This window comes from Arthrobacter sp. TMT4-20, from assembly GCF_054510775.1.
The window spans coordinates 24783-44896 of sequence record NZ_JBTNDW010000016.1; the positions used below are offsets into that span (position 1 = coordinate 24783).

19 protein-coding genes are annotated in these 20114 nt (G+C 65.6%); 18 read left to right on the top strand and 1 reads right to left on the bottom strand.

Annotation, left to right across the window (positions count from 1 at the left end; translation table 11 throughout):
• Position 1: 1 nt before the first annotated feature.
• The 8 genes from ribD (at position 2) to hisF (ending at position 5700) form a co-directional block, all read left to right on the top strand.
• Positions 2 to 1114 (top strand): bifunctional diaminohydroxyphosphoribosylaminopyrimidine deaminase/5-amino-6-(5-phosphoribosylamino)uracil reductase RibD, encoded by a 1113-nt coding sequence (gene ribD, locus ACX80Z_RS13895; protein ID WP_459316268.1) that lies wholly within the window; start codon positions 2 to 4, stop codon positions 1112 to 1114.
• Entirely contained in the window at positions 1099 to 1809 is a 711-nt protein-coding gene (locus ACX80Z_RS13900; RefSeq protein ID WP_459316269.1) for a riboflavin synthase, read from the top strand. The genes ribD and ACX80Z_RS13900 overlap by 16 nt, the downstream gene beginning before the upstream one ends.
• Complete coding sequence (gene ribB, locus ACX80Z_RS13905; protein WP_019482424.1) at positions 1806 to 2474, top strand: 3,4-dihydroxy-2-butanone-4-phosphate synthase; 669 nt, start codon at positions 1806 to 1808, stop codon at positions 2472 to 2474. Before ACX80Z_RS13900 ends, ribB begins: the two co-directional genes overlap by 4 nt.
• Complete coding sequence (locus ACX80Z_RS13910) at positions 2471 to 3127, top strand: GTP cyclohydrolase II (RefSeq protein ID WP_459316270.1); 657 nt, start codon at positions 2471 to 2473, stop codon at positions 3125 to 3127. Before ribB ends, ACX80Z_RS13910 begins: the two co-directional genes overlap by 4 nt.
• A gap of 61 nt (positions 3128 to 3188) precedes the next feature.
• Positions 3189 to 3668: a 6,7-dimethyl-8-ribityllumazine synthase gene (ribH, locus tag ACX80Z_RS13915; RefSeq protein WP_019482422.1), complete on the top strand. Its 480-nt coding sequence runs from the start codon at positions 3189 to 3191 to the stop codon at positions 3666 to 3668.
• Positions 3669 to 3731: 63 nt separating this feature from the next.
• Positions 3732 to 3995, top strand: a complete 264-nt coding sequence (locus tag ACX80Z_RS13920) for a phosphoribosyl-ATP diphosphatase (RefSeq protein ID WP_459316271.1) — start codon at positions 3732 to 3734, stop codon at positions 3993 to 3995.
• Between the two features lie 81 nt (positions 3996 to 4076).
• Positions 4077 to 4919 carry an ATP phosphoribosyltransferase gene (gene hisG / locus ACX80Z_RS13925; protein WP_019482420.1) on the top strand — a complete coding sequence of 281 codons (843 nt, stop codon included), beginning with the start codon at positions 4077 to 4079 and terminating at the stop codon, positions 4917 to 4919.
• A gap of 10 nt (positions 4920 to 4929) precedes the next feature.
• Positions 4930 to 5700 carry an imidazole glycerol phosphate synthase subunit HisF gene (hisF, locus tag ACX80Z_RS13930; protein WP_459316272.1) on the top strand — a complete coding sequence of 257 codons (771 nt, stop codon included), beginning with the start codon at positions 4930 to 4932 and terminating at the stop codon, positions 5698 to 5700.
• 26 nt (positions 5701 to 5726) lie between these two features.
• Here hisF and ACX80Z_RS13935 read toward each other — a convergent pair whose 3' ends face one another.
• Positions 5727 to 6374: a TIGR03085 family metal-binding protein gene (locus ACX80Z_RS13935; RefSeq protein ID WP_024475694.1), complete on the bottom strand. Its 648-nt coding sequence runs from the start codon at positions 6372 to 6374 to the stop codon at positions 5727 to 5729.
• Positions 6375 to 6494: 120 nt separating this feature from the next.
• On the opposite strand from ACX80Z_RS13935, the gene hisI reads away from it, so the two are divergent.
• The 10 genes from hisI to ACX80Z_RS13985 all read left to right on the top strand — a co-directional run bounded on the left by hisI (position 6495) and on the right by ACX80Z_RS13985 (position 20054).
• Positions 6495 to 6926 (top strand): phosphoribosyl-AMP cyclohydrolase, encoded by a 432-nt coding sequence (hisI, locus tag ACX80Z_RS13940; protein ID WP_459316273.1) that lies wholly within the window; start codon positions 6495 to 6497, stop codon positions 6924 to 6926.
• A 16-nt stretch (positions 6927 to 6942) separates the two neighbouring features.
• The gene (locus tag ACX80Z_RS13945; RefSeq protein ID WP_459316274.1) at positions 6943 to 8514 is read left to right on the top strand and encodes an anthranilate synthase component I; all 1572 of its coding nucleotides are present in this window, start codon (positions 6943 to 6945) and stop codon (positions 8512 to 8514) included.
• Positions 8511 to 9158, top strand: a complete 648-nt coding sequence (locus ACX80Z_RS13950; protein WP_459316275.1) for a Trp biosynthesis-associated membrane protein — start codon at positions 8511 to 8513, stop codon at positions 9156 to 9158. The genes ACX80Z_RS13945 and ACX80Z_RS13950 overlap by 4 nt, the downstream gene beginning before the upstream one ends.
• A 159-nt stretch (positions 9159 to 9317) precedes the next feature.
• Positions 9318 to 9566, top strand: coding sequence for an HGxxPAAW family protein (locus ACX80Z_RS13955; RefSeq protein WP_443110854.1), 249 nt, complete (start codon positions 9318 to 9320; stop codon positions 9564 to 9566).
• Positions 9567 to 10391: an indole-3-glycerol phosphate synthase TrpC gene (trpC, locus tag ACX80Z_RS13960; protein ID WP_459316276.1), complete on the top strand. Its 825-nt coding sequence runs from the start codon at positions 9567 to 9569 to the stop codon at positions 10389 to 10391.
• Between the two features lie 43 nt (positions 10392 to 10434).
• Entirely contained in the window at positions 10435 to 11769 is a 1335-nt protein-coding gene (gene trpB, locus ACX80Z_RS13965; RefSeq protein WP_019482413.1) for a tryptophan synthase subunit beta, read from the top strand.
• Positions 11766 to 12566: a tryptophan synthase subunit alpha gene (trpA, locus tag ACX80Z_RS13970; protein ID WP_019482412.1), complete on the top strand. Its 801-nt coding sequence runs from the start codon at positions 11766 to 11768 to the stop codon at positions 12564 to 12566. Before trpB ends, trpA begins: the two co-directional genes overlap by 4 nt.
• Positions 12567 to 12569: 3 nt before the next feature.
• Positions 12570 to 13628, top strand: coding sequence for a prolipoprotein diacylglyceryl transferase (gene lgt, locus ACX80Z_RS13975; RefSeq protein WP_459316277.1), 1059 nt, complete (start codon positions 12570 to 12572; stop codon positions 13626 to 13628).
• A 266-nt stretch (positions 13629 to 13894) separates the two neighbouring features.
• Positions 13895 to 18604 (top strand): glutamate synthase large subunit, encoded by a 4710-nt coding sequence (gene gltB, locus ACX80Z_RS13980; RefSeq protein WP_459316278.1) that lies wholly within the window; start codon positions 13895 to 13897, stop codon positions 18602 to 18604.
• Positions 18597 to 20054, top strand: coding sequence for a glutamate synthase subunit beta (locus ACX80Z_RS13985; RefSeq protein ID WP_019482409.1), 1458 nt, complete (start codon positions 18597 to 18599; stop codon positions 20052 to 20054). The genes gltB and ACX80Z_RS13985 overlap by 8 nt, the downstream gene beginning before the upstream one ends.
• Positions 20055 to 20114: the final 60 nt, after the last annotated feature.

The following is a 20114-nucleotide window of genomic DNA, read 5'->3' on the forward strand; positions in this document are numbered from 1 at the left end:
CGTGGACACGACCTCCCTGAACCCTGTCTTCTCCGCCGCTGAATGCGACGCGATGCGATCCGCCATCGGACTGGCCGGGCGCGGTGTGCGTGGCGCCAACCCACTGGTGGGAGCAGTGGTACTCGACGAGCGCGGCACGGTGATCGGCTCCGGCTACCACCGGGGGGCGGGCACTCCGCACGCCGAAGTCGATGCCCTCACCAACGCCCTGACGCAGCGGGCGGACCTGACCGGGTGCACGCTGATCTGCACCCTTGAACCCTGCAACCATGCCGGGCGTACGGGCCCCTGCACCGAAGCCATCGCGACGGCCGGGATCACCCGCGTGGTCTACGCCGCCGACGACGTCCACGGCCCTGCCGCTGGTGGCGCTGGCTGGCTCACCGCCCACGGCGTCGAGGCGGTTGGCGGGTTGCTGGCCGATGAGTCGCACCAGCTGAACCACCGGTGGCGGGAAGCCACCAGTTCCCGCCGCCCCTTCATCACCCTCAAAATCGCCCAGACCCTCGACGGTAAGGTTGCCGCGGTTGACGGCTCCAGCCAGTGGATCACCGGCACCGAGTCCCGCAGCGACGGCCACTCCATCAGGCAGCGCGCCGATGCGGTCCTGGTGGGCACTGGTACCGTACTGGCCGACAATCCTCGACTCTCTGCCCGCAACCCTGACGGGACCGACGCGGAAAGGCAGCCCCTCCGGGTCGCCATGGGACGTCGCCCCATCCCTGTGGGTGCGGCAATCCGCCGCGGGCGCTTCGTCCACCTCACCACCCGCGACCCGGGGGAGGCAGCGCGTCAGCTGTACGACGACGGCGTTGGCCACCTGATGATCGAGGGCGGACCCACCATAGCCACCGCGTTTCTGACCGCTGGCCTGGTCGATGAACTCATCGTCTACCAGGCGCCGATGTTCCTGGGTGCCGGCACGCCAGCGGTCCAGGCCCTGGGGATCTCTTCACTGGGGGACGCCAGCAGCTGGATGCTCGACCCGCATGGGGGCGCGGGGATCACCCAGTGCGGAAACGACGTCCGCTTCCACCTCAGCCCGGCACCCGCCGACCCAGCAGCTTCTCATCAGACCAGCAGCAAAGGACCCAGTACATGTTCACAGGAATAGTCGCCGAAAAGGGCAGCGTTGTCTCACTTGACGTCTCGGCGGACCAGACCAGCGCCATCCTGGTCTTCGACGCGCCAACCACCGGCGAGGACCTGGGCCTGGGCGGTTCAATCGCCGTCAACGGGGTTTGCCTGACCGCAACCAGTGTTGAGGGCGGCCGGATCGCCGTCGATGTGATGGGGGAGACCCTGCTGCGAACCACCACCGGGTCGCTGGCCGCCGGCAGCACCGTGAACCTTGAGCGTTGCGTCCCCGCGAGTGGGAGGCTGGATGGCCATGTGGTGCAGGGCCACGTCGATGGGATCGGTACCCTGCTTGAGCGAGAAAACCAGGGCGCCTGGCACCGTCTGCGCTTCGGGCTACCAACCCGGCTGGCCCGCTACGCGGCCGAAAAGGGGTCTATCACCGTCGACGGCGTCTCACTTACGGTCAGCGCCGTGTCCGCCGTGTCCGCTCCCGACCCCTGGTTTGAGGTCGGGCTGATTCCCACCACCCTGCAGGAAACCAGTCTGGGCCTGAAACAGGTCGGGGATTCAGTGAACCTGGAAATGGATGTGATGGCCAAATACGCTGAGCGGCTCATGAGCTTCATGGTGCCCGCCTGGCAGACGCCGAACACCCAGACCATCCCAATCCAGAAACCGGCAATTCTGAAACCGTCGGTCCCTCCGACGGTCGCAGGGCCGCAGCCATGATCGCCCACCACACGGCGCTCCAGGGCCAAGCCGTCCGCCTGGACTCGGTACCAGCGGCGGTGGCGGCGATGGCAGCCGGTCGGGCCGTCGTCGTCGTCGACGATGAGCGGCGCGAAAACGAAGGCGACATCATCTTCGCCGCCCAGTTCGCCACCCCCGCGCTGGTGGGCTGGACCGTCAGGTACACCTCGGGCGTGCTGTGCGTTCCGATTTCCGGCGCCGCCGCGGACCGGCTGCTGCTGCCGCCCATGACAGCCGTCAACGAGGACGCCAAGGGCACCGCCTACACCGTGTCCTGTGACGCGGCGGTGGGCATTTCCACCGGGATCAGCGCCGCCGACCGGGCGGTCACCGCACGCCTCCTCGCCGATCCGACGACGACGGCGGCCGACCTCACCCGGCCCGGCCACATGTTCCCGTTGCGCGGCGCCCCGGGCGGCGTCGGTGAACGTCCAGGCCACACCGAGGCGGGGCTGGAGTTGTGCGCCCTCGCCGGCCTGGAACCCGCGGCGGTTATCGCCGAGGTGGTCCACGACGAGGGTCACATGATGCGGCTACCCGCCCTCAGGGACTTCGCCGACAGCCACGGTGTGCCCCTGATCTCCATCAAAGACCTGCTGAGCCACCTCAGTGACCCCACCAGAGACGAGAAGGGCCTCCGATGAACACCACCAGCGTCACCGGCGGGCCGGAGGTTGCCCTTCCCACGGCCTTCGGTCAGTTCACCACCCAGGCCTGGACCGACGGGGTGACCGGGGTTGAACACCTGAGCCTGTCCTCCGCCGGGGCCAACCCACCCGGGGCAAGCAGCGACTCCGGCCCCGAAGGGGAGGCACCCCTGGTGCGGATGCACTCGGAGTGCCTGACCGGGGACGTCTTCTCCTCGTATCGCTGCGATTGCGGCGAACAGCTTGAGCAGGCCCTCCAACTGATCGCCGAGCAGGGCGGCACGGTGCTGTATCTGCGCGGCCAGGAGGGCAGGGGGATTGGCCTGGCCAACAAAATGCGCGCCTACGCCCTGCAGGACACCGGGGCGGACACTGTCGAAGCCAACGAACAGCTCGGGTTGCCGGTCGACTCGCGGGACTACCAGGCCGCCGCGGCAATCCTGAGCCAGCTTGGTCTGCGCTCCATCCGGCTGCTCAGCAACAACCCCGAAAAGCGGAACAAACTCGTTCTGCACGGCATCGACGTCACCGCGATGGTTCCCTCGGAGGTGCCCGCGCGCGCCGAGAATCAGCGGTACCTGCAGACCAAACGGGACCGGCTGAACCACCAGCTGACCCTGCTAGAAGACCACGGGATCCAGCAGAGCTGACCGACCCCGATCACCAGACCCACTAGCCTCACCAGCCTCAACCCACCGAAAAGAGACCCTCATGAGCGGCCACGGCGCACCAACCATCGACCTCAGCCACCTGTCCGGACAGGGGCAGCTTCGCCTCGTCGTCGTCGCCGCCAGCTGGCACACGGAGATTATGGACGGATTGCTTGCCGGCGCGCTCCGGGCCGCCACGGATGCCGGAATCCAGCCCACCGTGGTCCGCGTCCCGGGCAGCTTCGAGTTGCCCGTTGCCGCCGCCCGGTTGGCACCGCACTTTGACGCGGTGGTGGCGCTGGGCGTCGTCATCCGCGGCGGCACCCCGCACTTCGACTATGTCTGCCAGGCCGCCACCTCAGGTCTCACCGATGTCAGCGTCCGGACCGGAAAGCCCGTTGGGTTCGGCGTCCTGACCTGCGACACCGAGGAGCAGGGGCTGGACCGGGCGGGGCTGCCCGGGTCCAGCGAGGACAAGGGCTACGAATCGGTCGCTGCCGCGCTGACCACCGCAGCAGTGCTCGATCCCTGGCAGGGGTAGAGCTTTGTCACACGGACCTTGCCGAATGAGGCTCAACGCCGCCAACCCAGTAACGTTGGCGTTGTGAAAAGCTTCGAAACACTCTTTGCTGAACTTAGCGCCAAGGCCGTAGCACGTCCGGTCGGGTCGCGCACCATCGCCGAACTCGATTCCGGTGTTCACGGCATCGGCAAGAAGGTGGTTGAGGAAGCCGCCGAGGTGTGGATGGCCGCCGAATACGAGTCGGATGAGGCAGCCGCCGAGGAAATCTCCCAGCTGCTCTACCACCTACAGGTCCTGATGATCGCCAAGGGTCTGACCCTGGACGACGTGTACAAGCATCTATAGCCACCGTCCCACCCCAGCTGTGAGTGCCCAGCTGTGAGTAACCAGCAGAACCTCCTCGAAAACTTCAGCGAAAGAACCCCTATGCTTCGTGTAGCAGTCCCCAACAAGGGCGCCCTGTCCGAATCCGCTTCCGCCATGCTCGCGGAGGCTGGTTACCGCCAGCGCCGCGACACCCGTGAACTGGTCCTTGAAGACCCGGACAACGGCGTCGAATTTTTCTTCCTCCGTCCCCGCGACATCGCGGTTTACGTGGGTTCCGGGACGCTCGACGTCGGGATCACCGGCCGCGATCTGTTCCTTGATGCCGACGTCGACGCCGAAGAGCGTCTGACGCTCGGCTTCGGTGCCTCGACCTTCCGGTTCGCCGGCCCGGTGGGCGACTTCACCGACGTCGGGCAGCTCGACGGCAAGCGGCTCGCCACCAGCTATGACGGACTGCTGCGCCGTTATCTCGCCGACCATGGCGTCAACGCCACGGTGGTACGGCTCGACGGCGCCGTCGAATCCTCGGTGCGCCTCGGTGTCGCCGACGCCATCGCCGACGTCGTCGAAACCGGCAACACGCTCAAGGCCGCTGGGATGGAAATCTTCGGCGACCCGATCCTGCGTAGCGAAGCCGTACTGATTGGGCGCAGCGGGGACACCCCGGCTGGGCTGGACGTGCTGATCCGGCGGCTGCAGGGTGTCCTGGTGGCACGGCAGTACGTGCTGATGGATTACGACATCCGCAAGGACCTGGTCGACGCAGCGGCAGCCCTCACACCCGGCCTTGAGTCGCCGACCGTGTCGCCGCTCCGCGACTCGGACTGGGTAGCTGTCCGGTCAATGGTGCTGCGCAACCAGACCAACCGCATCATGGACGAGCTGTACGAGCTCGGCGCCCGCGCCATCCTCGTCAGCACCATCCACGCCTGCAGGGTCTAGGGAGGCAGCCATGGGTGTAGCCATTCGCGTCATTCCGTGCCTCGACGTCGACGCCGGTCGCGTTGTCAAGGGCATCAACTTCGCCGATCTGCGTGACGCCGGTGACCCGGTGGAGCTCGCTCACCGGTACGACCGCGCCGGCGCCGACGAACTGACCTTCCTGGACGTCACCGCGTCCTCGGGCAACCGGGACACCACGTTCGACGTCGTCGCCCGCACCGCGGAGGAAGTCTTCATCCCGCTGACAGTCGGCGGGGGAGTCCGCGGGATTGCGGACGTCGACAAGCTGCTGCGGTTCGGGGCCGACAAGGCATCGATCAACACGGCAGCTGTCAGCCGGCCGGACGTCATCGACGAAATCTCCAGCCACTTCGGGTCGCAGGTTCTGGTGCTCTCGCTCGACGCGCGGCGCGTGCCTGGTGGCGGGACGCCGTCGGGCTTCGAAGTGACCACGCATGGGGGCCGTCAGGGCACCGGGATCGACGCCGTGCAGTGGGCCAGGGAAGCAGCCGACCGTGGGGTGGGCGAGATTCTGCTCAACTCGATCGACGCCGACGGCACCAAAGCCGGGTTCGACCTGGAGCTGATCCGCGCGGTGCGTGCCGCCGTCAAGGTTCCGCTGATCGCCTCCGGTGGGGCCGGCTTGCCTGAGCACTTCCCGCCAGCAGTGCAGGCCGGGGCCGATGCGGTGCTCGCGGCGTCGGTGTTCCACTTCGGGCCCCTGGACGCCATTGCCCAGGTGAAGAAGGCCATCAGCGACGCGGGCTTCCCGGTCCGCTAGAGGGAGGGTTTCGCCAGAGGGAGGGTTCAGAGCCCTACTTCGGCGCTATCGAGCAGCGCGACGGCGTCGGGCTGGCCCTCGAACGTCACGAGGGCGTGGCGGGTGCGACCATGGGCGTGCATGAGCAGCTCTCCGGGATCGCCCTTGATGGCGACCGATACCGGTGCGCGCTTGGCCACATGGCGTAAACCATCGGACCGAACCAGCACGATACCCAGATCCACGCCCCGGTACAGGATGGCAGCACGTTTGATGAGTTCGTCCCAGAGGGCGTCTGAGTAATCCTCATCGAGGGCACGGGGCGCCCACCGGCTCCGCGCGCGGCGGACATCCTCGGTATGCACAAAGTATTCGATCAGATTGGCGCTGGCATCAAGTGACTTTGAGCGCTTCATGGGCGAGTAAAAAGGGTGCCCGGCACGGAAATCCGCGACCAGCTTCTGATACCCGGCAGCCGAATCGGCTTTGGCGGACATCTTTCGCACTGATTTCTCGGATACGGCGGCCAGGGGCTTGATGACCATGGCAAGGCCGACAGCAGGTCGGTGTTCCCGCAGATATAAGTGGGCTGCCAACTCTTTGGTCTGCCAGCCAGCACACAACGTGGGCGAATGGGGCCCTGCTGCGAGAAGCGTTTCGGCCAAGACTTCGCGGGAAGGTTCTACATATTGCATCACTGCTGAAACTAGCACGATCCGCTGCTTTTTGGCACGAAACACCGCCGGATTAGACGTTCCAATGGGCTACCAGCCACCGTCTCCTGGCTGCCAACCGGCGCGATAGAATTGACGACGATGCCAACACACACCGACACCACGCCAACGCCTGATTCTTCCGAGGGGAAGACCCTCGATCCGGGGATCGCCGCGGCCCTCAAGCGCGACCCCGCCGGGCTGGTCGCCGCAGTGATCCAACAGTATGATTCGGGCGAAGTGCTGATGCTCGGCTGGATGGACGACGAAGCGGTCCATCGCACCCTCACCACGGGGCGGGTCACCTTCTTTTCCCGGTCCCGCAACACCTACTGGCGCAAGGGCGACACCTCCGGGCACATCCAGTGGGTCCAGTCCGCGGCCATAGACTGCGACGGTGACGCCCTCCTCATCCGGGTGGACCAGGTCGGCGCCGCCTGCCACACCGGCACCCGGACCTGTTTCGATGGCCGGGACCTCGACGTCGTCGTCGGCTCGGGCAGTTCCCCCCAAAACTTTCCCACCGCCAGCTGAAAGAGCACACACATTCATGCAGGAACTTGGAGTCATCAGCCCCAGCCTTGCCGAGTTCCGCGAGCTCGCCAAAGAGCGTCGGGTAGTACCCGTGCATCTGAAGGTGCTGGCGGACGCCCACACCCCGATTGCCATCTACCGCAAGCTTGCCAACGGCGAGCCCGGGACGTTCCTGATGGAATCGGCAGCTGTTGGGGGCGTGTGGTCGAGGTACTCCTTCATCGGCGCCCACTCCCGGGCGACGCTGACCAGTCTCGACGGGGAGGCACACTGGCTGGGGGAGCCGCCCGCGGGTGTTCCCACCTCAGGTAGCCCGGTTGAAGCCCTCCGCCAGACCATCGAGGCATTGCGTACCCGGCGGTTCGACAACCTGCCGCCGTTCACCTCGGGGCTGGTGGGGTTTATCGGCTGGGAATCGGTCCGGCACTGGGAGCGGCTGACCAGCCCTCCCGAGGACGACCTTTTCCTCCCCGAGCTGGCCATGTGCCTGGTGACCGACATGGCGGTGCACGACAACTCGGAGGGCGCCCTCACCCTGGTAGCCAATGCAATCAACTTCGACGGAACCAGCGACCGGGTGGACGAGGCGTGGCACGACGCCGTCCGGCGGATCCGTGCAATGCTCACCAAGCTGGGTGAAGCTGCCGAACAGCCGGTTTCGGTATTGCAGGACGGGTCGGTGGACACCGCCGAGCTGTTGTCCCGGGTCGACGAGCGATGGGACAAACCCAAGTATCTCGCCGCAATCGAGCGGGGCAAGCGGGCCATTGTCGACGGCGACGTCTTCCAGGTGGTCATTTCACGCCGCTTCGAACTCGACTGCCAGGCATCACCCCTCGATGTCTACCGGGTGCTGCGCAACACCAATCCCAGCCCCTACATGTATCTGTTCAGCCTGGCTGACGCCGATGGCAGGGAATACTCGATTGTCGGATCCTCCCCGGAGGCACTGGTCACAGTCACCGGCAACGATGTCATCACCCACCCCATCGCGGGATCCCGTCCGCGCGGCCAGACCCTCGAGGAGGACCGCGCCCTGGCCGATGAACTCCTGGCGGACGAAAAGGAACGCGCCGAACACCTGATGCTGGTGGACTTGGCACGCAACGACATCTCCAAGGTCTGTGTCCCCGGGTCAGTGGACGTCACCCAGTTCATGGAGGTGGAACGGTTCAGTCACATCATGCACCTGGTGTCGACCGTCGTCGGATCACTGGCACCCAGCAAAACCGCCTACGACGTCCTCGCCGCCACCTTCCCCGCCGGAACGCTCTCGGGTGCGCCCAAACCCCGGGCGCTGCGTCTGATCGACGAGGTTGAGCCCCACCGCCGGGGCATCTACGGAGGGGTGGTGGGCTACCTCGACTTCGCCGGCGACATGGACCTAGCGATCGCCATCCGGTCCGCACTGCTCCGTGAGGGCCGCGCCTATGTGCAAGCCGGCGGCGGAATCGTTGCCGACTCGGTTCTCGAGGACGAGGCGCAGGAGACGGTCAACAAGGCGGCAGCCCCGCTGCGGGCGGCCCTGATCGCCTCAAGCCTCAGGACTGTTTCCGCAACTGACCTTCAGGAGTTGCCCCCCGCATGAGCACCAGTTCAGGAACACCCCACACCACCGGCCCGAACCATGGCAGCACGCCGGCAGCCCCGCGGGGCTGGCAGCGCAAGAGCACCGTAATTCTTGCCACGGTGCTCTTTTCGCTTATCGCATTCGCCAGCACCACCCAGACCTGGCTGACGGTGATCCTGCCGCAGGACGCCGTCCAGACCCCTGACCTGCAGATCCCCGGCAGCGACGCGGCCACCGCAGTCACCGCATTCGCGCTTGTCGCCCTGGCCGCAGCGCTGGCCGTTTCCATCGCCGGCCGCATCGCCCGGATTCTGGTGGTGGCGATCCTGTTTATCGCCGGTGTCGGCATTGTCTGGAACAGCCTGCTCGTGGTGGCGGATCCCACCGGTGCGGCGGCCCCCGCCATTGGGGAAGCAATCGGCGTCAGCACCGACAGCGACGCCGGACTCGTGCTGACCCTTTTCCCGTGGTTGGCGGCATTCGCCGGGCTGGGCCTGATCGGCGCCGCCGTCTGGATGCTCCTCGCCGGCCGCAGCTGGAACCGCTCCATGCGGTACGAGAAAGTAGCCGACGCTGATTCGCCAGCCCGGAAGACGACCGCCCACTCGGACGAGATCGACAGCTGGGACCAGCTGACCAAGGGAAAAGATCCCACCAGCTAAACGGGTGAGGGCAGACCGCGGTCGCCCTGAACTAATGGCAGAATGGACAGTAGACCAGTTTCAAGGAGAGTCACCATGGCCAAAGACGCCACAGCTAACGCATCCACCCGGACCGCTTCGACAGAGCACCCGGAGAACTCCAAGCAGAGCCACGCCTCGATGCATGACGAGACCATCGGGCATGGCAATAGCCCCGCCGCATGGACCTGCGTCCTGATCATGTTGGCAGGCGCCGCCGTCTCGTCGTTCGCCTATGTTTTCGCCAGCACTGAAGGAAACTTCGACGCCGGCACGGTCCTGTTTTGGATTGGCATTGCAGTCATGGTGATCGGTCTCGCTGCCGGTTTCGTCATGAAGCGTGCAGGCTACGGCGTCGGCGGTTCGAAGCTGAAGGGCAAAGACGACTAGGTGAGCGTTCTCGACGACATCATTGCGGGCGTCCGTGAGGACCTCGCGCCGCGGGTTGCGGCGCGTCCGCTAGAGCACCTGCGCGACGACGCCGCGGCCGCCCCGGCACCCCGGGACGCCTACGCGGCCCTGAGCGGTGACGGCTCGGGGATCACCCTGATCGCGGAGGTGAAACGGCGCAGCCCCTCGAAGGGTGCGCTGGCGGACATTGCGGACCCGGCAGGACTGGCGGTCCGCTACGAAACCGGCGGGGCCTCCGTCGTCAGCGTCCTCACCGAACAACGCCGTTTTGGGGGGTCCCTCGCGGATCTCGACTCGGTGCGCGCCGCCGTCGACCTCCCCCTGCTGCGCAAGGACTTCACCGTTGACGAGTACCAAATCTGGGAGGCTCGTGCCCACGGAGCCGACCTGATCCTGCTGATCGTCGCGGCCCTCACCGACGAGGAACTTGCACGCTTCCTCGCTCTCACCCACGAGCTGGGGATGAACGCGCTGGTCGAAACCCATACGGACGTCGAGGTTGAACGGGCCGTTGCGGTGGGGGCCAAAATCATCGGGATCAACGTGCGCAACCTCAAGACGCTTGACATTGACCGGTCAGTCTTCGGGCCACTGACCGGAGGAATCCCCGCGGGCACACTGATCGTCGCCGAGTCTGGCGTGCGGGACGTGGCCGACGTCGACCGGTTCGCCTCGGATGGGGCAGACGCCATCCTGGTTGGCGAGGCGCTGGTTCGCCACGACAACCCCGAAGACACCATCGCGGCGTTCCTCGACGCCGGCCGCAGCGCCCGACTGGCCGACCAGGACCAGCCGACCGCCTAACCACCGGTACGCAGCACACCACCACAACAGGACAGGCAAGCTCATGACCGATTCGCCACAGGCAGCCAACGCATCCACCGGGGTCACCACCGATACCGCCGACGCGTTCCTCGATCCGACGGCAAGCCTCCGCCACGCCCCAGGACCGTACTTCGGTGAGTACGGCGGCCGATGGATGCCCGAGTCCCTGATCGCTGCCCTGGATGAGCTGACCGACACCTTTGACAAGGCGAAGGCCGATCCCGAGTTCACCGCCCAGGTGGCCGAACTGAATCGCACCTATGCCGGCCGGCCGTCGCTGCTCACCGAGGCCAAGCGTTTCGCCGAGTATGCCGGGGGAGTCCGGATCTTCCTCAAGCGTGAAGACCTCAACCACACCGGATCCCACAAGATCAACAACGTGCTGGGTCAGGCTCTCCTCGCCAAGCGAATGGGTAAAACCCGGGTCATCGCCGAAACCGGTGCCGGTCAGCACGGCGTGGCCAGCGCCACCGCGGCGGCTTTGATGGGTCTCGAGTGCGTCGTCTACATGGGTGCCGAAGACTGCCGCCGTCAGGCGCTGAACGTTGCCCGGATGGAGCTGCTTGGCGCCACGGTGATCCCTGTGACCAGCGGGTCCCAGACGCTCAAGGACGCCATCAACGAGGCGTTGCGCGACTGGGTGGCCAACGTCGACACCACCCATTACCTCCTCGGCACCGCTGCCGGAGCGCACCCGTTCCCATCAATGGTGAGGTTCTTCCACGAAGTCATCGGTGAAGAAGCCCGCGAGCAGATGCTGGCGGAAACCGGCAAGCTGCCCGACGCCGTCTGCGCCTGCATCGGGGGCGGGTCCAACGCCATCGGCATGTTCCACGGGTTCCTGGACGACCCAGGGGTGGCCCTGTACGGCTTCGAGGCCGGCGGTGAGGGCGTCGAAACCGGCCGGCACGCCGCGACCATCACCCTCGGACGCCCGGGAGTGCTGCACGGCGCCCGCTCCTACCTGATGCAGGACGACGACGGCCAGACCATCGAGTCCCACTCCATCTCAGCCGGACTCGATTACCCTGGGGTGGGCCCCGAGCACGCGTACCTCGCCGACATTGGCCGGGTCAGCTACGAACCGATCACCGACGCCGAGGCCATGGACGCTTTCCGCGTGCTGTGCCGCAGCGAAGGAATCATCCCAGCCATCGAGACGGCCCACGCTCTGGCGGGTGCCATCAAGGTGGGCCAGCGGCTTGCCGCGGAGGGCGGGGATCCGTCCGAGAAGATTGTGCTGATCAACCTTTCAGGCCGGGGTGACAAGGACGTGGCTACCGCTGCCGAGTACTTCGACCTGCTGCCAGATGACAGCGCCGAAGCCGAAATCGGGAAAGACGGAGAACAGCTGTGACCACCCAGACCACGAGCAAAGCCGCCGCAGCAATCGACCGGGCACGAGACGCCGGACGCGCGGCCCTGATCGGTTACCTGCCTGCGGGCTTCCCCGACGTCCAGACCACCATTGATGCGGCGCTGGCAATGGCCAACAACGGCGTGGACCTGATTGAGATCGGCATCCCCTACTCCGACCCCGTCATGGACGGCCAAGTCATCCAGGACGCGACAGTGCAGGCCCTCAAGAACGGGTTCACCGTCGAGCGGATCTTCGACATTGTCGAGGGCATCACCTCCCAGACTGACGCGGCCGTGCTGGTCATGACCTACTGGAACCCGGTGATGCAGCTGGGTGTCCGCGAATTTGCCCGGCGCCTGCACGAAGCCGGTGGGGCGGGACTGATCACCCCCGACCTCATCCCTGATGAGGCCGGAGCGTGGATTGCAGCCTCCGACGAGTTCGGCCTGGACCGGATCTTCCTCGTGGCACCCTCAACCAGCCCCGAACGCATGGAGCGCACGGTCAAGGCGAGCCGCGGGTTCGTCTACGCCGTGTCGATCATGGGCATCACCGGCGCACGGACCGCAGTCAGCTCGGCGGCGCGCGCCGTCGTCGACGCCGCCCACGGCGCGGGTGCCGAACGCGCCTGCGTGGGCCTGGGAGTATCAACGGCGGCACAGGTCAAGGAAATCGCCGCCTATGCGGACGGGGTGATCGTGGGCACCGCCCTCGTTGCTGCCCTGCGCGACGGTGGCGTCGAGGCACTCTCGGAATTGACCAAGGATCTCAGTAGCGGAACGGGAAAGAGCTAACCCATGGGTATCGTGAGCACCATCGGGGCGCTTCCCCTCAGTATTCCGAGCCCGCCAGCCGAGTGGGCATCCTTCAGCCTTGGGCCGCTGACGCTCTACACCTACGCCCTATGCATCCTGGCCGGTATTGTTCTGGCACTGATGCTGACCGTTGCCCGCTGGAAGCGGTATGGCGGGAACCCTGACGTCATCTGGGACGTGGCCATCTGGGCCATCCCCTTCGGCATCCTTGGTGGACGGCTTTATCACGTGTTCTCCTCACCGGACGCCTACTTCGGACCGGATGGTGACCTCTCCCGCATCCCACGGATCTGGGAGGGCGGGCTGGGCATCTGGGGCGCCATCGCCCTGGGCGCCGTCGGTGCCTGGATCGGATGCCGCAGGTCGGGGGTCCGGCTCAGTGCGTTCGCGGACGCCGCCGCACCGGGAATCCTGCTGGCGCAGGCGGTCGGACGGTTGGGGAACTGGTTCAACCAGGAGCTCTTCGGCGCGCCCACCACGCTGCCCTGGGGCCTGGAAATCGACCCCGAGAACGCCAACTTCCCGGACGGCATGGCAGCCGACACGCTGTTCCACCCCACCTTCCTGTACGAAATGCTGTGGAATCTCGCCGGCGTCGCCCTCCTGCTGCTTCTTGACAAGCGCTTCGGCCTTCGCGGTGGCATGATGTTCTGGGCCTACGCCGCCTACTACACCGCCGGTCGGGTCTGGATCGAGGCCCTCAGGATTGACGACGCCGAGCTGGTCACCTTCTTCGGTGTCACCCAGCGCCTCAATGTGTGGACCAGCATCCTGGTCCTGATCGGCGCGATCGCTGTCCTGATTTATCTTGGGGTCAAGCGTAAAAGCACCGGCACCCAGTCGCTGTACCTTCCCGGGCGGGAACCAGCGGTCACCGACGAAACAGACGCCGACGGTGGGATCCACTCCCACCATGCGGACACAGAGGAAACGAATTCCACTACCCGTGGTAATCTCGTCGAAACAAACGGCAGCAAGGAAAACCTTCCCGAGACGGAAGTCACTCCTGACACGCCAAGGGAGAACGATTCCCGCCCCTAGCGTCCAGGGCCACCGCCCACCATGGACACCGCCACAGAGACGTGGCCCCGGCGCGCCGCAGACCACCCCTCGGGCGGAGTGCCGGTTATGGTCGGGCACACCAGTGCCCGTTTGTTCTGCAATCGTTGTCCCAGGAACCTCCGGAAAACGTCAGCCAAGCCATAGAATCTTGAATAAGTTCGTGTAGTGCGCAGCTCACGAAGCTGCAGACCTGGGGCCAAGGCCGTCCCCTCCCGACGCTCCATTCTGGGGGAAGGACTCTACCTATGAATGCTCCCATTTCCGGCAACTCCGCAGCCGGCAACTCCACAGCTGAGAACTCGGCGGCAAATGTATCGGCCGAGCACCAGCAGCACCCGTCAATCGTCGACGAGGTTGCCCCGGAGGCAACCGGCCCCGACGTCACCAGCCCTGGCGTCGAATCTCCCTTCGAGAGGTTCGCCAACATCCCCGAGGCCAAGGGACTGTATAACCCGGAGAACGAGAAGGACGCCTGCGGCCTTGCCGTGATCGCTACCCTCCGCGGCGAGCCCGGCCACGACATCGTCGACCATGCGTTGACCGCGCTCCGCAACCTGGAACACCGGGGTGCGGTAGGCGCCGACGAGGGAACGGGCGACGGCGCAGGCCTCCTCACCCAGGTGCCCGACGAGTTTTTCAGGGCCGTCGTCGACTTCGACCTCCCACCCGCCGGGCAGTACGCCGTCGGGACCGCTTTCCTCCCCGCCGCAGGCCGTGAGGAAGAAACCGCCCGTGCCGGGCTGGAAGCGATTGCCGAGTCCGAGGGACTCACCGTCCTCGGCTGGCGGGACGTGCCGATCCAGGCCGATCTGGTCGGCGCCATGGCCCGCGCCTGCATGCCCCATTTTGTGCAGCTCTTCCTGGCACCAGCCGGTGACACTGCAGACGCCGTCGATATTGATGCCCTGGCGTTCCGGGTCCGTAAGCGCGCCCAGAACAAGCTCGGCGTCTACTTCCCCTCGCTGTCCTCGAAGACCATGGTCTACAAGGGCATGCTGACCACCGCGCAGTTGGAACCGTTCTACCCCGATCTGTCCGACCCGCGGTTCAAGACCAAGCTGGGCATTGTCCACTCCCGGTTCTCCACCAATACCTTCCCGTCCTGGCCGCTGGCCCAGCCGTTCAGGACCATCGCCCACAACGGCGAGATCAACACGGTCAAGGGCAACCGGAACTGGATGCGCGCCCGCCAGTCGCAGCTCTCCCACAGCCTGCTCGGCGATGATCCGGAAGAGCTGTTCCCCATCTGCACGCCCGGGGCGTCGGATTCGGCGTCGTTCGATGAGGTCGCCGAACTGCTGATGCTCTCCGGCCGGCCCATCACCCACGCCATCATGATGATGATCCCGGAGGCGTGGGAAAACCACTCCACCATGGATCCGGCCCGCCGTGCGTTCTACCAGTACCACTCGATGCTGATGGAGCCGTGGGACGGCCCAGCCGCGGTGTCCTTCACTGACGGCACTCTCGTCGGCGCGGTCCTGGACCGCAACGGACTACGCCCCGCCCGCTACTGGGTGATGGAGGACGGGTTGGTGGTGCTCGCCTCAGAGGTGGGTGTCATCGACATCGAACCATCAAAGGTGGTCCACAAGGGCAGGGTGTCCCCGGGCAAGATGTTCCTCGTCGACACCGAGGAAGGCCGCGTCATCGAGGACCAGGAGATCAAGGCCGAAATCGCCTCCGCCAACCCCTGGGGTGAATGGGTCAAAGACAACCTGCTGCACCTGAAGGACCTCCCCGAACGCGAGCACGTCCTGCACACCAAGGCGTCCATCAACCGGCGCCAGCGCACCTTCGGCTATACGCAGGAAGAACTACGCATCCTGATCGGCCCAATGGCGAAGGCCGGCGCGGAACCGCTGGGCGCCATGGGATCCGACACCCCGGTGGCAGTGCTGTCCAAGCGCCCGCGGCTGCTCTTCGACTACTTTGTGCAGTCCTTCGCCCAGGTCACCAACCCGCCGCTGGACTCTATCCGCGAGGAACTGGTGACCTCACTGCGGGCCTCCATCGGCCCGAACGGCAACCTGCTCTCCACCAAACAGGTGCACTCCCGCCAGGTGGGGCTCAGCTTTCCGGTCATCAACAACGACGAACTGGCGAAGATCGCCAATCTCTCCAACGACGACGGCGAACGCATCGCCATGAAGGTGCGCGGCCTGTACCGGCCCGACGGCGGGGAAGCCTCCCTGCGGGCGCGGCTCACCGAGATCTGCGAGCAGGTCTCCAGCGCCATCAACAGGGGCATCCAGTACGTGGTGCTCTCGGACCGTGACTCGAACGCGCAGTGGGCACCGATCCCGTCGCTGCTGCTCACCAGCGCTGTCCACCATCACCTCCTGAAGAGCGCCAACCGGACCAAGACCTCCCTCGTGGTCGAAGCCGGCGATGTGCGCGAAGTACATCACGTGGCAGCGCTGATCGGCTACGGGTCTTCAGCGATCAACCCGTACCTGGCGATGGAGAGCTGTGAGGAGCTGGTTCGCAACGGTGACGTCACCGGCGTCACCGCCGAGCAGGCCGTCGCCAACCTGATCAAGGGGCTCGGCAAGGGTGTCCTGAAGATCATGTCCAAGATGGGCATCTCCACCGTGGGTTCCTACTGCGGCGCGCAGACGTTCGAAGCGCTGGGCCTCGGTCAGGAACTGGTCGACGAATACTTCCACGGCACCCAGACGCAACTCGGCGGCGTCGGCCTGGACGTGCTGGCGGCCGAAACGGCTGCCCGGCATGCCAGCGCGTACCCCGAGGATGGCATCGACGATCCGCACCAGAGCCTGGACAATGGCGGCGAATACCAGTGGCGCCGCGACGGCCCACCGCATCTGTTCAACCCCGAAACAGTGTTCCGGCTGCAGCATGCCACCCGGGAGCGGCGCTACGACATCTTCAAGGCGTACACCCGCGGCGTCGATGACCAGTCCAAGGAACTGATGACCCTGCGTGGGCTCCTCCAGTTCAAGGAGGGGGTGCGCGAACCGATTTCCATCGACGAGGTGGAACCAGTCTCCAGCATCGTCAAACGATTCTCGACCGGTGCCATGAGCTACGGGTCCATCTCCCAGGAAGCCCACGAGACGCTGGCCATCGCCATGAACCGGTTGGGCGGCAAGTCCAACACCGGTGAAGGCGGCGAAGATGTTGACCGGTTGCTCGATCCGGAGCGTCGTTCTGCCATCAAGCAGGTTGCCTCGGGCCGGTTCGGTGTCACCAGCCTCTACCTGACCAACGCCCAGGACATCCAGATCAAAATGGCGCAGGGTGCCAAGCCCGGCGAGGGCGGTCAGCTGATGAGCCAGAAGGTCTACCCCTGGGTAGCCCGGACCCGGCACTCAACCCCGGGGGTGGCGTTGATTTCGCCACCGCCGCACCACGATATCTACTCGATCGAGGATCTTGCCCAGCTGATCTACGACCTCAAGCGGTCCAATCCATCGGCCCGGGTGCACGTCAAGCTGGTCTCCGAAGTGGGGATCGGCACCGTCGCGGCGGGCGTGACCAAGGCCAAGGCCGACGTCGTCCTCATCTCCGGGCACGACGGCGGCACCGGTGCCAGCCCACTGAACTCGCTCAAGCACGCCGGAGTTCCGTGGGAGTTGGGCCTCGCGGAAACGCAGCAGACCCTGATGCTCAACGGGCTTCGCGACCGCGTGGTGGTCCAGGTGGACGGTCAGCTGAAGACCGGACGCGACGTCGTCATCGCAGCCCTGTTGGGAGGCGAGGAGTTCGGTTTCGCCACCGCCCCGCTGGTTGTCTCCGGCTGCATCATGATGCGCGTCTGCCACCTGGACACGTGTCCTGTGGGCGTGGCCACCCAGAACCCCGAACTGCGGTCCCGGTTCACCGGCAAGCCGGAGTTTGTGGTCAACTTCTTCGAGTTCCTCGCCGAGGAGGTCAGGGAAATCCTCGCCAGCCTGGGCTTCAGGAGCATTGAAGAGGCGATCGGCCACAGCGAATCACTCGATGCCCGCAAGGCCATCAACCACTGGAAAGCCGATGGGCTGGATCTGGATCCGATCCTGCGCGGCAACGAGTTCGGCGACGACGCTCCGATGCGCAATATGACCACCCAGAACCACGAGCTGGATCAGCACTTCGACCGGAAGCTCATCGAGATGAGCGCGGACGCACTGGAGAACCGTGCGCCGGTGAAGATCTCGGTTGACGTGGTCAACACCGACCGGTCGGTGGGCACCATGCTGGGACACGAGGTGACCCGACGGTTCGGTATCGAGACGCTGGCCACCGACACCATCGACGTGACGCTCACCGGGCAGGCCGGCCAATCGCTGGGAGCATTCCTGCCAGCGGGGATCACGCTGCGGTTGTTCGGCGACTCGAATGACTACGTGGGTAAGGGCCTCTCCGGCGGCCGGGTGATTGTTCGGCCCGACCGCTCCAACGTGTTCGCAGCCGACCGCAACGTGATCGCCGGCAACGTGATCGGCTACGGGGCAACCAGCGGCGAAATCTTCCTCAGAGGGCAGGTAGGGGAGCGCTTCCTGGTGCGCAACTCGGGTGCCACGGCGGTTGTCGAAGGAATCGGCGACCACGGGTGCGAGTACATGACCGGCGGGCAGACCCTGATCCTCGGTCGGACCGGCCGCAACTTCGGGGCTGGGATGTCCGGTGGTACCGCCTACGTGCTGGACCTGAACCGGCGGCGCATGAACATCCAGAGCCTTGAGAACGGCGAACTTCAACTCGTTGATCTCGACGCCGAGGATATCGAAATAGTGCGTCAGCTGATGATCAAGCATGTGGAAGAGACCGAATCGAACCTTGCAACGCACCTGCTGGAGAATTTCGATGACACGATCGCCCGACTGACCAAGGTGCTGCCGCGTGACTACGCAGCGGTCCTTGATGCGCGGGCGGCGGCCATCGAAGATGGGCTCGATCCCGACGGTGAAGAAGCTTGGACCCGAATCTTGGAGGTAACCGGTGGGTGATCCACGCGGATTCATGAAGGTACGCGAACGCCAGACCCAACCCCGCAGGCCAGTGCCAGTGCGGATTATGGACTGGAAAGAGGTTTATGAGGCGCAGGAAAAGGGTGTCCTCAAAGCCCAGGCCGGACGGTGCATGGACTGCGGTATCCCGTTCTGCCACCAGGGCTGCCCGCTGGGCAACCTGATCCCGGAATGGAATGACCTCACGTACCGTGACAAAGGTAGGGAAGCGATTGAGCGGCTGCACGCCACCAACAACTTCCCCGAGTTCACCGGCCGGCTGTGTCCGGCCCCGTGTGAGGCGTCCTGCGTGCTCGGAATCAACCAGCCGCCTGTGACGATCAAGCAGGTGGAGGTGTCAATCATCGATGAAGCCTTCGCCGAGGGCTGGGTCGAGGCGCACCCACCGGAGCGGCTCACCGACCGGACCATCGCCGTCGTCGGCTCAGGCCCGGCTGGTCTTGCCGTGGCGCAGCAGCTGACCCGGACCGGTCACACGGTCGCGGTCTACGAACGTGACGACAAGATCGGTGGACTCCTGCGCTACGGGATCCCCGACTTCAAAATGGAAAAGCACCATCTGGAACGGCGCCTTGAGCAGATGCGCGCCGAGGGCACCCGGTTCAGGACCGGTGTCGAGGTGGGCCGGGACATCAGTTGGGACCAGCTGCGGCGCCGCTACGATGCCGTCGTGGTGGCCACCGGTGCCACCATCCCGCGTGACCTGCCCATCCCTGGCCGGGAACTTGAGGGCGTCCACTTCGCGATGGACTACCTGGTGCAAGCCAATCGGGTGAGCGCAGGCGGCGTCGTCGAACAGCAGATCGACGCCGAAGGCAAGCACGTGGTCATCCTCGGTGGCGGTGACACCGGTGCGGATTGCCTGGGTACCGCGCACCGTCAGCGCGCAGCATCGGTGACGACGCTGGCAATCGGTCAACAGCCTCCGGCGGACCGCGCCGCGCACCAGCCGTGGCCAACGTTCCCGACCCTGTTCGAGGTTGCCAGCGCGCATGAGGAAGGTGGCGAGCGGACCTACCTCGCGTCCACCGTCGAATTTGTCGGCGAGAACGGCAAGCTGACGGCTATTCGCGTTGCCGAGACGGAGTTCGTGGAGGGACGCCGGGTGCCGAAGGCTGGCACCGAACGAAACATCCCGGCGGACCTGGTGTTCCTGTCACTCGGATTCACCGGACCCGAACCGGCCGGTATCACCGAGCAGGTGCAGGCCGAGTTCGACGAACACGGCAATATTGGCCGGGACGGTTACTACATGACCAACACTCCCGGGATTTTCGCGGCGGGCGATGCCGGCCGCGGACAGTCATTGATCGTCTGGGCCATCGCGGAGGGGCGCGCTTGCGCCGCGGCAGTGGATCAGTGGCTGATGGGGAAGACCAAACTGCCGGCACCGGTGGCTCCCACCGACCGAGCCATGGCAGTGCTCTGAGTGTACGAAGTCGCGAGCAGGCCGCCGCGCACCCAACATCATCTACTACAAGACGACTAG

Coding starts and splice junctions, on each gene's coding strand:
- ribB (WP_019482424.1), top strand. CDS start 1,806: ATGATCGCCCACCACACGGCGCTCCAGGGCCAAGCCGTCCGCCTGGAC.
- gltB (WP_459316278.1), top strand. CDS start 13,895: ATGAATGCTCCCATTTCCGGCAACTCCGCAGCCGGCAACTCCACAGCT.
- hisI (WP_459316273.1), top strand. CDS start 6,495: ATGCCAACACACACCGACACCACGCCAACGCCTGATTCTTCCGAGGGG.
- ribH (WP_019482422.1), top strand. CDS start 3,189: ATGAGCGGCCACGGCGCACCAACCATCGACCTCAGCCACCTGTCCGGA.
- ACX80Z_RS13900 (WP_459316269.1), top strand. CDS start 1,099: ATGTTCACAGGAATAGTCGCCGAAAAGGGCAGCGTTGTCTCACTTGAC.
- lgt (WP_459316277.1), top strand. CDS start 12,570: ATGGGTATCGTGAGCACCATCGGGGCGCTTCCCCTCAGTATTCCGAGC.
- trpB (WP_019482413.1), top strand. CDS start 10,435: ATGACCGATTCGCCACAGGCAGCCAACGCATCCACCGGGGTCACCACC.
- ACX80Z_RS13935 (WP_024475694.1), bottom strand. CDS start 6,374: ATGCAATATGTAGAACCTTCCCGCGAAGTCTTGGCCGAAACGCTTCTC.
- hisG (WP_019482420.1), top strand. CDS start 4,077: ATGCTTCGTGTAGCAGTCCCCAACAAGGGCGCCCTGTCCGAATCCGCT.
- ACX80Z_RS13950 (WP_459316275.1), top strand. CDS start 8,511: ATGAGCACCAGTTCAGGAACACCCCACACCACCGGCCCGAACCATGGC.
- ACX80Z_RS13910 (WP_459316270.1), top strand. CDS start 2,471: ATGAACACCACCAGCGTCACCGGCGGGCCGGAGGTTGCCCTTCCCACG.
- ACX80Z_RS13945 (WP_459316274.1), top strand. CDS start 6,943: ATGCAGGAACTTGGAGTCATCAGCCCCAGCCTTGCCGAGTTCCGCGAG.
- ACX80Z_RS13955 (WP_443110854.1), top strand. CDS start 9,318: ATGCATGACGAGACCATCGGGCATGGCAATAGCCCCGCCGCATGGACC.
- hisF (WP_459316272.1), top strand. CDS start 4,930: ATGGGTGTAGCCATTCGCGTCATTCCGTGCCTCGACGTCGACGCCGGT.